This window comes from Streptomyces sp. Ru62 (genome assembly GCF_002920615.1).
Taxonomy (GTDB): domain Bacteria; phylum Actinomycetota; class Actinomycetes; order Streptomycetales; family Streptomycetaceae; genus Streptomyces.
The window spans coordinates 139,328-152,724 of sequence record NZ_PQSU01000011.1 but is presented as its reverse complement, the minus strand read 5'-3'; the positions used below and the strand labels follow the sequence as shown (position 1 = coordinate 152,724).

At 64.1% G+C, this 13,397-nt stretch carries 8 protein-coding genes; all 8 read right to left on the bottom strand.

Annotated features, from left to right (window positions below; translation table 11 throughout):
• Nucleotides 1-17: 17 nt before the first annotated feature.
• The 8 genes from C3492_RS16885 to dndB all read right to left on the bottom strand — a co-directional run bounded on the left by C3492_RS16885 (nt 18) and on the right by dndB (nt 13,139).
• The gene (locus C3492_RS16885) at nt 18-2,162 is read right to left on the bottom strand and encodes a DEAD/DEAH box helicase family protein (RefSeq protein ID WP_181140410.1); all 2,145 of its coding nucleotides are present in this window, start codon (nt 2,160-2,162) and stop codon (nt 18-20) included.
• A complete protein-coding gene (locus C3492_RS16880) occupies nt 2,162-3,967 on the bottom strand; it encodes a hypothetical protein (protein WP_103812581.1) in 1,806 nt (601 codons plus the stop codon). Before C3492_RS16880 ends, C3492_RS16885 begins: the two co-directional genes overlap by 1 nt.
• 246 nt (nt 3,968-4,213) lie before the next feature.
• Entirely contained in the window at nt 4,214-6,442 is a 2,229-nt protein-coding gene (locus C3492_RS16875; protein WP_103812580.1) for a DNA sulfur modification protein DndB, read from the bottom strand.
• A gap of 7 nt (nt 6,443-6,449) precedes the next feature.
• Entirely contained in the window at nt 6,450-7,136 is a 687-nt protein-coding gene (locus tag C3492_RS16870) for a GIY-YIG nuclease family protein (RefSeq protein ID WP_146075693.1), read from the bottom strand.
• Nucleotides 7,137-8,038: 902 nt separating this feature from the next.
• Entirely contained in the window at nt 8,039-8,419 is a 381-nt protein-coding gene (dndE, locus tag C3492_RS16865; RefSeq protein ID WP_103812578.1) for a DNA sulfur modification protein DndE, read from the bottom strand.
• A complete protein-coding gene (gene dndD, locus C3492_RS16860) occupies nt 8,409-10,436 on the bottom strand; it encodes a DNA sulfur modification protein DndD (RefSeq protein ID WP_103812577.1) in 2,028 nt (675 codons plus the stop codon). The genes dndE and dndD overlap by 11 nt, the downstream gene beginning before the upstream one ends.
• The gene (gene dndC, locus C3492_RS16855) at nt 10,423-12,003 is read right to left on the bottom strand and encodes a DNA phosphorothioation system sulfurtransferase DndC (protein WP_181140409.1); all 1,581 of its coding nucleotides are present in this window, start codon (nt 12,001-12,003) and stop codon (nt 10,423-10,425) included. Before dndC ends, dndD begins: the two co-directional genes overlap by 14 nt.
• A complete protein-coding gene (gene dndB / locus C3492_RS16850) occupies nt 12,000-13,139 on the bottom strand; it encodes a DNA sulfur modification protein DndB (RefSeq protein ID WP_103812576.1) in 1,140 nt (379 codons plus the stop codon). The genes dndC and dndB overlap by 4 nt, the downstream gene beginning before the upstream one ends.
• Nucleotides 13,140-13,397 lie beyond the last annotated feature (258 nt).

Sequence of the window (13,397 nt, the reverse complement as noted above, 5' to 3'; positions counted from 1 at the left end):
CGGTCGTGCACGTGCTGTCAGGTGTCCATGAGCCCGTAGCGCAGGCGCAGCGGGCGCAGGATGTCGAGGGTGTGCGCCTCGTTGTCGGCAAGCCGGGCGAACTCCGTCACCCGTGCCAGCTCGCGGGCCACCATGCGTCGCTCGGTCTCGTGCTGCAGATCGCTGGCAGCGCTGGGGGGGACGACGATGAAATCGACGATGTCCGCGCGTTCCTTGCCCGGTGCCTTACGCAGGACGCGGCCGCGGCGCTGAATGAACTGGCGCGGGTTAGAGGAGCTCGCAAGGAGGTAGGCGGTGCGTGCGGCGGGCACGTCCACTCCCTCGTCGAGGCACTTCATCGACAGCAGGACCTGCAGCTGCGTGCCGGTGGCGAACTGACGCAACAGGTGCTGGCGTTCCGGGCGTTTGGTGTCTGCGGTGTATGGGGCTGCGGGCATGCGCAGTTCGGTGCCGACCATGGCCAGTGCCTGCTGCAGCTGGGTCGGCTCGTGCGGGTCACCACCTTCGTAGGACAGGGGGTGGCGGCCCTCGGCGCAGTACAGCAGCTGGTACCAGTCGTTGCGCCGCGCAGTGATCTCGCGGCGCAGGGCGGGCAGCTTGGCTCGGGCGTGTCCGAGAATGTTGGAGCGTCGCCGCAGCAGCTGGCCCAGCGGGCTGTCGTCGTCGGTGTCGTGAGAAAGGCCCTCGGCCGCGATGATCTTGGCGATTTTTTCCGTCACCTCCGCGTAGAGGTAGGCCTCCTCGTCGTCCAGTTCGACCAGGACTGGCGTGTAGATGTACCGACACAGGGCTCCGGCGCGGATGGCATCACCGATGCCCATCTCGAAAACGACGTCTCCGAAATAGTCCGACAATGCCGCTGTGCCCTGGTCGTCGAACCAGCGCTCCGGTGTGGCCGACAAGCCCAACCGGTACGCAGCGGATTCGGGGAGCTTCTCCCGCAGACGTTTGGCGCCGAGGTTGTGACACTCGTCGGCGATGACGAGGAGGCGGCCACGGTGGCGGGCAAGGATCGACTGCAGCGGGCCTGCGGCGAAAGTGGCGTTCGTAGTGACCAGGACTCCGCCCTGGGCACTGCCCAAGGCCAGGGCATCCAGGAGTGAAGAGGCTTCGCCATACCAGCTGCTGGTGGATTCGTAGGCGCGGATAGGCTGCACACCGAACCAGGCAATGTCTTTGCACCATTGGTCGACCAGGTGCTGGTACGGGGCGATGACAAGCGTCAGCAGCCCTTGGTCGCGTTTTTGCAGCACACGGGTCAGCTGGGCCGCAGCCGACAGTGCCGTCAGGGTTTTGCCCGTGCCGGTGGCCATGCGCAGGATGCCCCGGCCGCCCTGTGCAAACCAGCGTTCGACGGCTTCTTTCTGGTAACCCCGCACGGTCAGTTCACCCGGGATCGCCAGCCGTCCGGGAGTCTCCGGGCGTGGCAAGGTGATCAGGGCACCGTCCAGCAGCGGCAGTTCCACCTCGCGCGCGGTGGACTGGACGCAGCGTTGGATGACCGTGTGCGCAGCGCCGGTGAAGTCGATTACCCGCAGCAACGGAGTCCGGTCGTCCCAGAGGTCTTCGAAGTCCTGGCTGATGCGTACGGCCCGGCTCCGGTCACCTGGCTCCCAGGTGCGAAAGACCTCGATGGATTCAAAGTTGCCGACCAGTCCCGGCATGGTCTCGTTCGCGCTGCCTTTGAATGCGACCAGGTCGTGGCCGTCGCGAAAGATGCCGATTTTCTCGTGGTAAATGCCGACCCGGTCGTGGGAGCTGATGTAGGCGAGCTTGATGTCAAGGCGCCCATCAGCAATGAGCAGGCCGAGCTTGCCCAGCCCGCTCGCCGCCCGCGGGTCCTGGGCCGCCTGCTCCAGATCCCGCGCGGCAGCCTGCTCGAGCACGGCCCGCAGTTCGTATCCGGCGTGAATCTGCTCCACGTCGTCGGCGGTGAGCTGGGGGGAGGCGACGATGCGCATCGTCCCGCCGCGAGCGGCGAAATCGTCCAGCCCCTGACCGAGAACGGCAAGCACCGAGGCGCTGAAGTAACCGACCGCACGGTCGTAGGTGGCGGCCGCGTCAAGGGCAGGAATATAGAACTCGCGGACGATGTCGCAGCGGTCGCTGCGGTAATCCGCGTGCAGATTCGCCGTGCGCAGTCCGTCGGGGTGTCGGGTCATCACAACCCCATGAGATTGATCAGGTCGTCGGAGGACGGGCCGTCGTCGTCGGGAACGCCGCCGCTGGCCAGAGACTGCTCGCTACCGTGTTCGCGGCGAACATCGCTGAGTCGACGGACCAAGCCGTCGCGTGCGGTGAAGGGAGGCGACGAGGCGGACACGCGGACGCTGGCGGCGGCGATGGTGAACTCCCGGGTCAAGATGGCGACCAGCTCGTCGGTGGGGATCGACCCGCCGGCCCGGTCCACCTCCTGCGCGATCAGCTCCTTGATGCTGGTGTAGGGGCGCAGCCCCCACTGCGCAAGTGCCCACGAGTTCACGTCGCTGCGCACGAACCGGTCGTCCTTGAACAGCTGGGCTTTCAGCGAGCGGGCGTTCACCCCCGGGCCCATGCGGTCCACCAGCAGTGGCCAGTCCAGGGGGTGGCCAAGTTCCTCAAGCACGACCACAGCACGGTCGGCCAGCGGTGCGCGCTGCGCAGCGCCGGGCGAGGCGGGCTCGTCACCGGGCAGATTGGCAAGATCCTCGGACACACCGAGCACGGGGGCGTCCTCGGGCAGCTGCCAGCCGCTGGGGGTGGCGACCGCGGCGAGGGTGCGTGCCACCAGCGTCCGCAGCGGCTCGGGCAGTTCCTCGCTGTCCCTCAGCAGGTCGGACAACTGCTCGCCCGGGCGCTGCGCGCAGGCGAACACGCGAAGTTGTTCCAAGACCTCCTCCAACCGCAGCGTCCGCTCCGGTACCAATCCCGGCTCAGAGTCTGCGCGCATGGAGGAGACAACAGAAGAGGGAGCTGCTGCACCTGCATCCGCGTCATCGAGGAGAGCGGCGGGACGCGGCGGCGCCAGTTCGTAGTCGCCATCTGTCGCTGCAGCGGCGCGGGGCTCCGGTTCGGGTGCGAGTTCAACCTGCTGGCCCCCAACGATGCGGAGCCCACAGTATTGAAGCCACTGCTCGGTGGCTTTGAGGGGACGCCCGGTGTCCTTCAGTAGCCGCGCGGCCGTGGGCAGCGACACTGCCTCCCCCGGGGTCAGGTCGAGCGCGCTGCGGGTCAGCTTGCGGGCGTGCGCGAGCGAACCGCTAAATAGCCAGTCCCCGTCACTGCTTCCCGACCAGTGCAGGGCAAGTAGGAGCTCAAGCACCAGGACCTCGCTGCCCGGCAGCCGTTCGGCCAGCCAGGGATAGTGGTCCACCAGGTCCGTTCGGGTGACGGGAGTCTGGGTTGCCGACTCAAACAACTGCAAGGCGCAGTCGAGGTTAGGAGACGTCAGCGTCGCCTTCTGTAGCTGCTGGGGTAGCTCCTCCATCAGCCGTGTCATCCACGACCGCATGGTGCGGTAACGCACAGCCAGTTCGTCGACCGGGACAGGGGTCGGTGCGCACAGGTGCTGCGTGATCAGGTCCTGCTGGCGCGCATCTAGAGAGATGAACCATCCCTGGACCGCATAGTCGGGGCTGTCCGGCTCGGTGTGCGCGGGCGACACGGGCTCGTATGGGGCCTCGCCCGGGGACGGCTCCTGCTGCGGCAACAGGGCGGCGGCACGCACGAGAGCCGCGAGGATGTCGCGCTTTGTGTCGGTACGAACCTTGGCCAGGCAGGCAATGTTCGACGGCGTCAGAAGGGCGATGTCGGCCAGTGTCCTGCCGCCTGCGGCCTGCAAGACGCCCAGTGCGGTTGGTTCCAGTTCCAGCTCTGCCGCCGGCATCTGCTGAGGCAACGACGGAAGCAGCAGGTGCAAAGGTCGTGTATCCAGCTCGGCTGCGCCCCAGCCCAGGAAGGAGGCGAGCAGGTCGAAGACGTCGTCCATGTATGGGCGGCGTGCGCTTGTCTCTTCCGGTGTCTCGTTCAGCCACCATTGCGCCGGCCCTCCCATCCGCTGGAGTGCGAGCAACTGCTCAGGCCCTAGTTGATCCAGCCACGGCAGCACGATGTGCCACGTTGGCTTGATCAACGAGAGCGAAGCTGACATCTTTCCTACCCTGTTCTTGCCGGTGAACCCGCTGCGGCGCCGGCGGCAAGGACTTCCCTTGGGTTCCTAGCCGCCGGGCACGGCTCATTCGCTCAGGAGATCGTTCACACTGGTCACCGGCCCGTCTTCGATTTCCTCGGCGCCGGCTGCACCGTCTTCGCTTTCCGCGAGCGCATCCTGCGTCTCCTGCGCGAGCACGCCCTGCTGGTCGATCTGCGCCAGCCACTTCTGGTACGGCTCGTCAGAGCCGTAGAACCACTCCTTCAGGGCGCGGCCGAGCGCAGCGCGAGCGGCCTTTTCCGCCTCCCCCCGCAGCTTCGTCTCGGCAACGCCGGGCCGGCTGGTCTTGAGTGCCTTCAGCTGCTGGTCCTGGCACAGGCTCAGGTACAGGCCCCGCGCAGTGCCGAGCTTGTCTTCGAATCCGGTCCGGTCGGTGAACCAGTCGGAGACGTGCGTCCACGCCTGAGGGGTGTCCAGTATCTGCAACCAGAAGTAACGGAAGTAGACCGCCTGAGGGGTATCCATGTTGGCGATCTGGTTCAAGGGGTGGGCGATCTCGTTCTTGTTGAAGGCGAGCCTGCGGTCCTTGGCTTTGCCCGCCTCCAGAGCGAAGTAGGCGTTCCACGCCTTCACCAGCGCCTCCGCGAACTGCGGCAGGTCCTTGATGTCGGCGCCGCCGGGCTGAGCCTTGCGCAGCTCCCACAGCGAGCCCAGGGTCATCATCATGCCTAGCTGGCAGGCGTGGGTGTTGAACACGGCGTAGGCAGCCTTCGACTGCTTGAGCGCGGCGTTGCGACCAGAGTCCAGATATGCCTGGGCCCGGTAGGTTTCGAAAATCTCCTCCCGTCCCTTAAGCGCCTCCCAGGCCCGAATCACATCCGACTTGGTCGTCTTCCTGCCCGCGGTCTTCTCGTCCAGGTAGTGCTCGTAGCTGTCGCGCAGCGTCCAGAACACACCCACCCCGCTGAACAGGGCGTCGTGGGCAAGCGTCAGGCCGGTGTCGTCTATGTGCCAGTCCTCCTTCAGCTGCGTCAGCGCCGTGGCATGGGCTGCGTAGGGAGCAGTACGCGACAGGAGAGTGAGGATCGCCCGGCCCCAAGTGGCGGCGAACTGGTCGCTGATGGCGTCCATCCAGCCCAAGGGGAACGCCGTGTTGCCGATCTTGTCGCGCTGGTAGGTGACGCCGCCTTCCTCAAGCTGGTCTCGCAGGAGGTGGTCGAGGCCCAGCTGTTCCTGCATAAAAGCGTCCAGCTCCGCCTGGCTGAGCCGGCCGCCGATCTTCTGGGCGACGTTCCGCAGGTACTTGGGAGGGCCGAAGACGCAGCGGTCGACGGCGAACTTCAGCAAGTGGATGTTGGTCAGCACCGACCACCGGGCCGGCCTGGTGGAGTTGACCTCGGGGTTGTCGTACTCCACCGCATAGATGGGCAGCAGCGAGTCGCTCTTGTCGTTGCGCAGCTCGCTGAGCACGCGGCGAGTGAGCACATTGCTCAACTCGGCGTCCGACAGCAGGATGATCCGGGATTCCGACGGCGGACGCGCTTCCTTGTTGACGTCCACGAACAGCTTGCGCGCAGCCTCATGGGGCCGGGCATCCTCGCCGGTCTGGTCGGGGAACCAGCACACGGTCACCGGCACTTCGATGCGGCTGAGGTCGACATCACCGAAGTCATCGAGCGCCTGGAGGACCTGGTTTTCGTAGAAGGAGCGAAAACGGGCACCGCCGGAGTTCTGCCAGCTCTTGGTCATCGTACGTTCGATAGCCAAGAGAGCCATGGCGCGGTGCTGGCCATCGAGGACAACTAGCTGCGCCTCGGTCTTGTTCCACCACAACTTGCCCACGCTGGCCGGGTGCAGACGATCGTTGGCTCCGACCAGGCGCTGGACCTGGAACGCGGTGCCGGCCTGCTCCTGCTGCCATTGGGCGCCGTCATCGGTGACCACGCTGGGTTGGCCCAGCGGTTCGAAGTATGAGGGGCGCTTGCTACGGAAGGGCAGCAGCACAGCGACGATGGGCGGCAGGAAGGCAGGACCGGTCGGCTTGAGATCCAGCAGGTAGGGGATCAACTTGACCGCCACGCGGTGATCGTCCAGGTCACGCTGCAGCAGCTGGTTGAAGTCCAGGTCGCCGGCTTCCATGACCTCACGGACGGGAGCCAGGCTCTTGGTGAGCTGACGCTCGGGATCGTCGGTCTCCTCGCCGAGCCGTGCCTTGGTCATGATGTAGTCCACCCGGCCCGCCGGCGTGGTGAACGTGCCCCACGTCCCCTGCACGTAGTCGCGGAACGTAAGCTTGGTTCCAGAGCCGAACATCGTTTCCCTATTGCCTTCCGAGAATCGGCGCGTACAGCCGGTGCAGCAGCCACTCTGCTGACTGTGCAGTGTGGCGCAGATGCTTGAGCGTCAGAGCGTCGTCTTCTTGATCGCCCAGATCAATCACCCAGGCTTCAAGCTGACGCATGGTCATGTTGCGAGCAGCTGCTCGCGCGCCGAACGTCTTTCCCTTCGCGCGAACCTCCGCGGCGTCCTCAGGGTGCTCACGCAGCCAGTCGTACGCCTTGGTGAAGTCACGGCGATGGGTGCGCAGACGCTCACGCAGGTTCTCCGCCACGCCGATGTACAGCGGTGAGGAGAACACCGGGGCGGCCATCTCCAAGATGGTGGCCATCACCCGTCGCCGCTCCTGACTGTCCAGCGAGTCCATGAGGATCGCTAGTCGCTTGTCCTCTTCCGCGGGGGAACTATCGGCTTCCTCATCGGGTTGACGCAGCGGCGTATCCAGTTCGAGGTCGCCCTCCCATGCGGCGCCGTAGGAACCGCGTCCACGCAAGGAAATGGGCAGCGGCTCGTAGTAGCCCGCATACCTTCTAAGCAACCGCAGGAAGCCGTCAATGGCTTGATCGCCCTGGGGGCTTGGTTGCATCTTCCAGTCATGCGGACTCGCCCGAAAACTCACATACCAGGCATACAGACCGGGAGCTTCGGGCGCTTCGTCTACGTCCAGCATGGAGTAGCGGCTATGCGAGAGAGTATTCAAGGCCAATGTCCCTCATTCGCCCATGTGCAGGGAACTATTCAGCCCGACCGTGCCCCATGGAGCAAGACCGCTCGCGCGATGCGATCGGGTCGCGGGCAAGCTGGCCCGACTCATCTGCACACGGATGCCGCATCGCGACTGAGCGCCACTAGGGACCTTGGCGTATAGATGATGCACTGATGCTCGACCTTCTCCCCCAGACGCGTCAGCGCCCCCGCAGGTTGCACCTTCACTCGATTGTGAAAAATTAGCGTAGACGATCACACTGACACACGAGGCTCCCGGAAGGTTGCCCTTGGATACCGGCCTGCGATCCAGCCCGAGACTCCCCAGGGAACCCGGACAGCAGCCAACCCCTGCACGGGCGGCGCCAGCGACCCTCCGTCTCAGTCAAGACTCGCCACCCGCAGGAAAAGCAGCCATCGACCACCGCACATTCGGGGGTGACGACCGCCCGGCCCGACCTTCGCCAGACTCCCTGTCGCATCCCATGCGACTCGAACTCCTGCCCCACCCAGCTGGGACCGCAACACCTCACCCACCCCCCAGAGCTGCTTGACTATTACACCTTTCACAATATGACCACACGAAGGTCGCCCCGCGCCAGTTGCAGTAGAAGGTGCGGCACACCGGGACAATGGCGTGATCCGCGGGCCGCGAGGAGGAAAGCGGCATAACCGGAGGAGTCGCCGCGACTTGCGGGCGCGAGGGTTGAGCGCCAGCCCACCGTCTGGCATCCCGGGCGAGACCGGTCGGGACGGACTGACAGCGATAGGACGGATGGCTCTACATCGGCAGCGCTCTGCCGACAGCGCAGCCCAGATACACCGATCCCCCAGGACGGTCTTCCTGGGGGAACGAACAGAGGAACGTCAGGCTGATACGACGGCGCCAACTAGTCCTTCGATCGTGGCCATTTGTTTGTCGGCGCCAAGGTAACCGATGCCGCGGTGCAGGTGGATGGTCAGTAGGCGCTGAATGTTGTCGTCGGTGGGTTCCTCGCCTATGGCGACGCAGCGCTGTTTGAGCAGGGCCAGGTAGAGGTCGCCGTACTGGCCGGCGAAGGTCTTCCAACTCATCTCAACGTTGGAGTCGGTGACAATGTCCTTCACCAGGGGGGTGGAGGAGTCCTTCAGCGACAGCAGCAGCGCCCAGCGGCACAGCACATTCCACTGGGTGATGCCGGTCGTGCGCTTGAGATAGACCAACCGGTCCTTGGCCGGCTGCGACAGGCGGACGTTGTCAACCGACATGCTGCACTCCTGCGTTCCACCAGTAGCCCTCGACAACGCTGGTGGTGAACTCCGTATCGTCGTGGACGAGCGTGTAGGTGTGGGCAACGGACTTCTTCAGGCGGCCCAGCAGGTACTCGTCGATCTCCTCGTCGGTGGACAGAAGAAGGACCTGGTTGCTGACGTTGGGGAAGTAGCGGTCCACGAGGTGTTCGCGGTGTCGGCTGTCGAGCCGGCCCAAGGGTGTGTCGATGACGCTGGGCAGCCGGTTGCCGGCCACCCGCATCAAGCCCCACAGCAGTGACACCGCCAGGAGCTGGCGTTCGCCCGCGCTGAGGCGGCTCGGATCGATTCGCTCACCGTCACCATCGACCAGGGTAAGGGTGAACTTATCCGTGTCGATACGCAGGCCGTGCACCAAGCCCTGCTTACGCATGAGCTCTTGGAAGCTCTTCAGCACGGCCGTCTCGAGTTTGCCGATATGGCGCTGCAGAAGGGCCAAGGCGAAGCGTTCCAGAGTCTTACGGGCTTTTTCTGAATAGGTAATGATCCGCTCGACTTCTTCAGCCTTGACCTTCGTGCGCACGAACTCGTTGTGCGCGCGTTCAAGTAGCGTGGTGACGTATTCGCGACGCCGTTTGAGCTCCTCCAGCCTGGCCACTGCACGGTCCAGGGCAGCCTGGACACGGGCGACCTCCACGATCTGCTCGTCGCGAGAGCGCTGCAGAGCCTCGACCTTGTCATGGGCGGGAACCCCGGCCAGCTGCCGATCAAGTTGATCAAGTTGTTCGGTCAGCTCCGCAGCTGATGTGAGTAGCTGTGCGGAGCGGGCTGTGTCCCGTTCCAGGAGCTCGTCCAGGACAGTGAGCTGGGCCAGGGCGTCGTGCGGGAGCCGAAGGTCAACGGCAAGGTCGGTCTTTTCGGATCGCTGAGCCCGGTCGGTCTCCAGCTGCTTGAGGACATCCGCGCGCACAGTGTCGGGCACCAGATCCAGCAGCCATTGGTCACGCTGCTCCAGTACTTGCAGCACCTGCGCCGACTGCCGTGCCTCCTGCTCAATTGCCGCCTGCTCACGCAGGTTGTCCAGGAGTGGGGTAACCAGGAGCAGCGGAAGAGGCCCCGAAGCCATCTGCGTCAGCTCGGCCCGCACTTCCGCCAGGCGGGCAACGATCTGCTTCTTGTCGTTCTCCAACTCCACGCGCCGGGTGAACAGGTGACCGCCTTCCTTCTCGAAGGCTGCCTCCAGACTGTCCAGTGTCCGTTGTGCTTTGCCCAGCTCGGTGCGCCACTGGCCCAACTCCTGATGGGCCACTTCGTACTCGGACAGGACGGCGTCACGTTCGGCTTCCTGCGCGCGAATTTTGTCCAGGAGGTGCTGCTCTTCGTCGGACAGCTTCTGGCGCCGCTGGAGGGCCAAAAGGTCGTTGCGCAGCTGATGGACGGTGCTCACACCGAGCAGCGAGTGCACCGCGGATTCGATGACGGAGGCTGCACGCTCGGGGTCAGCGAGAGATTCGATCTTCTCACCGTCGAAGAAGGCAAGGGATGCAATCTCCAACGGGAGCAGGGACTCGACGTGGTCGGCCCAACCTTCGCTCAGCAGTCGGTTGAACTTGCAGTCCGGATCACCAGTGCGTTGCGACTTGGCGCGCTCTCCGTAAGTTTCGTCGACGTAGACGTTGAGGAATTCCTTGAGAGTTTTGCCACTGATATGCCAGCTGCGCACCACGCGGTAATAATGCTCCTGACCGTCGGTCAGGATGGTGAACTCAAGCGTGATGGCGGAACCGCGCTGTGGGTCAGCTTTGCGATTGATGCTCTCGCGCAGGTAGGTCTCGTAGGCCTTGGCGCCGCGTCCGCTACACCGGGCGCGGTTGCCGTAGAGCGCCAGCTGGATGGCGTCGAGCAGGGTCGTCTTGCCGCACCCGTTCAACCCGCCGATCAGAATGATCGGCTTGTTCTTCTTTGGGGTGAGGTCGAGTGACTGCTTTCCGCGGTAGGCCCCGAATTCTTCGAGGGTGATCTTACGCAGGAGCATCGAGTTCGTTTTCGTCGTCGAAGGTCAGGTTCTCGGCGATGTCGTCGCGCCACTTCTTCTTGCGTGCAGCGAATTCGACCGCATCTTCGTGATTTTCGTAATATCCCTTTTGTACGGCTTTTTCCAGTGCCTGGAACAAGCCCGAGCGGCGTGCCATGGTGCGGTACTTGCGCTCGACGGCCAGTAGTTCGCGGACCATGTCGTAGTGCAGGTCGTCGCCCTCACAGACCTCTTTGAGGACATCCATCTCGTCGGATCCCATGACGAGTTGCTCATCAAGCGGGCCGCCCGGGAAGGGCTCCCCCGTGGCGTCCTGATAGATCCGCGGAAGGCTGTCTTCGACCTCATGCTTGTCGAACACCCAGATGCGACGGATCTCGTGCAGCTCGTCGAGCGTGATCAGCTCGATGTTGCGGACGTGCTCCGGAGCGTGGGCACGGATCCAGGTCTGCGCTTCCAGCAGTTCACGAAGCCACTGTTCACGGTAGGACTGCAGGTACGGGCCGTGGATGGCATCGTCGTTGAACAGCATCACGGTGCCGTTCATCCGGCGGAAGTCACGGGCCGGCTTGTCCGGGCGCGGGAAGGGTGCCTTGCGGCCAGGCGGCAGGTCGGCATCGCCTTCCTGGTAGTAGCCGAACGGTGCATCCAGCTTGTCGCGCAGATCCAGGAGGGGCAGCATCCACTCCTTTTCCTCATCGTTTTGGATCATCGCGGACATCGACTTGTCCTGCTCGACGAGGGTGCAGGTCCAGCATCCGAAGCGACTGGAGCCGCAGGAGGGGGTCGTGGAGTCGACGACGAGGGGGCATTCCCCGTCACCGGAGGCGCCCTGGTACATGGTGAGCAGATCCTGATTGTTGTAGCCCCAGGGATTGGGCTTCTGCATCAGGAATTCCCACACGTCGTCGTTGGTCCAGTCCTCAACAGGGCTGTAGACGAGGGAGTTGGGGAGGTTCGCGTTCGGTGAGAGCCGGTCACGCACCCGCCGCTTCTCATGCTTTTCCATGGCACGGGCACGGGCTTGGCTCTCCGCTTTCCGGATGCCCAACACCATGATCGCTTCGCCATGCGCTGCCACGACACTGCGGATGAAGGCGTTCGACGGCTTGATCTTGAGGCGTTCGGTGCACCATCGGAACTTCGGGCGGGGAGCAGGGTAACCGCGGCCGATCAGATTGACCCAGAACGTGTCTTTTATCTCCGGAGTCAGGCGGTGCGGCTCGATCGGCAGGCTCTGGGCGCGGGCCGCCTGCTCCATCGTCTCCAGCGAGGTGGACACCCAGGCGGCCACGACCGGGTTTTCTACGAGGGTGTCGGTGCTGATGACATGGACGGTCTTGGTGCGCTGCTCGGCGGGCAGGTCCTTCAGGGCCATCCATACCAATTGGAGAACCGCGGTGGAGTCCTTACCCCCGCTGTAGCCGATGACCCAGGGGACCTGGTCGGCCGTGTATAGCTCGCGGATTTCCGCCGTCAGCTCGCCAGTGACCTCGTCCAGTGATCGCCCATTAAACGGCTTGCGTCGTACGGGGGTAATCGGGAGGTTCAATGGAATGGTACTCATGCATCGCCTCGCAGGTAAGCGTCTTCCACGCGCTGCTCTTCCGGGCTCAGCTCCAGACCCAGACGCTTTCGCAAGTAATTGACAGTAAGTGTCACGTTTTGATGGCTTTTGGAGACGCGGCCGCCAACGATGGCCCGCCCTTCCCAGTCCGTGTTCGACCGGGTCCAGTCCACGTCCTTCAGGGGCATCAGTCGTTTCTTCCACTGTGCGGGCTTCGCGGTCTCGCGAAGGATCGCGTTGCCGACCCGACCGAGTGCGTGCAGGGCAATGCCGTGGCTGTGGATGAAGTCCCGGCGCATCTCCTGAGCGGACAGCTGTTTCGTGCGGACCAGAGCCCACTCGGGAAGCGCCGCGTCAATGGTCTCCCAAAATGTCTGGGCCAAGGCAGTGGCCTCGTCCTGCTTGAGCTCAAGGCCCTGCAACAGGGAGTGATTTCCGTAGTACAGGGCACTGAGGGTGAACAACTTGCGGGAACGGGCCGACAAGGTGCTCTTCTCCATCTCCACGAAGCCCTTGAAGACCGCGGAGCACTCCGTGAGGGAACGGGTGATCTGGGCGTTGACGTCCCGGTGGTCATACAGCACGCCGATGGAGCGTGCCGGCCGCACCGCATGCCGGTTGAGGTCGGCGAACATCTGCTGCGACCGAGCGAGACCCGCGTCATGGAAGAAGACCACCGCGATCGTCTCATCCCCCAAGTCAGGTTCTTCTTTGAGGGCGAGCTCGATGGCGGCACGGCGGTGCTGCCCGTCATTGATGAGGAAGCGCGCATCCATGGGGATGCGCAGCTGTCCGGTACGGTGCGCCGAGCCTTCGTCTCCCTGGCTTTCGAAGACCATGTCACCGTCAACCGACGCAGTAAGGGCACTGAAGACGTAGTCGTCCGGGTTGTCCAGGATGTACCGGGCCAGCGCGGGAAGCCGACCCTTGTTCAAGACGCGCTGGGCTCTCAGCTCCGCCGAAAGATCATCTTCGTCGAAGAGGAAGATCTTGGGGATCAGCCGCAAAGGACACATCGAGGCGTAAAACTCCCGCCCCGCCTGCACTCCACGAATGGCAGGGAACGTGTACTCAAAGCCAGTTGACGCTCGCGAGACAGCCCGCCCCGCAACCTTACTCGCCGCTTCAGTCTGCACAGCGAAACTGTAGCGTACGTGACCAGGGAAACGTACGTGGCCCACGTTTCAACGTACCCGTGCGTGAGACGAGACGTACGGTGCCCCAGGTAGGCACACAGCCTGCTGCCGGCAGGAAGAAGCAGACGCCGCCTGCTGTTAGCACCCCCCAGGCAACGCTTGCTGCGCACAGGCTCAGCACACGGTTTCGTGCGGCAGGAGTGCAGCGTGTACGTTAATCAATTGACGTACGCAGTGGCGTGAAACGGGCACAGAGGC

Excerpts from the sequence above, each read along its gene's own strand:
- C3492_RS16880 (WP_103812581.1), bottom strand. The coding sequence starts at position 3,967 with ATGGACGACGTCTTCGACCTGCTCGCCTCCTTCCTGGGCTGGGGCGCA.
- C3492_RS16870 (WP_146075693.1), bottom strand. The coding sequence starts at position 7,136 with ATGCTGGACGTAGACGAAGCGCCCGAAGCTCCCGGTCTGTATGCCTGG.
- dndC (WP_181140409.1), bottom strand. The coding sequence starts at position 12,003 with ATGAGTACCATTCCATTGAACCTCCCGATTACCCCCGTACGACGCAAG.
- dndE (WP_103812578.1), bottom strand. The coding sequence starts at position 8,419 with ATGTCGGTTGACAACGTCCGCCTGTCGCAGCCGGCCAAGGACCGGTTG.
- C3492_RS16885 (WP_181140410.1), bottom strand. The coding sequence starts at position 2,162 with ATGACCCGACACCCCGACGGACTGCGCACGGCGAATCTGCACGCGGAT.
- dndD (WP_103812577.1), bottom strand. The coding sequence starts at position 10,436 with ATGCTCCTGCGTAAGATCACCCTCGAAGAATTCGGGGCCTACCGCGGA.
- C3492_RS16875 (WP_103812580.1), bottom strand. The coding sequence starts at position 6,442 with ATGTTCGGCTCTGGAACCAAGCTTACGTTCCGCGACTACGTGCAGGGG.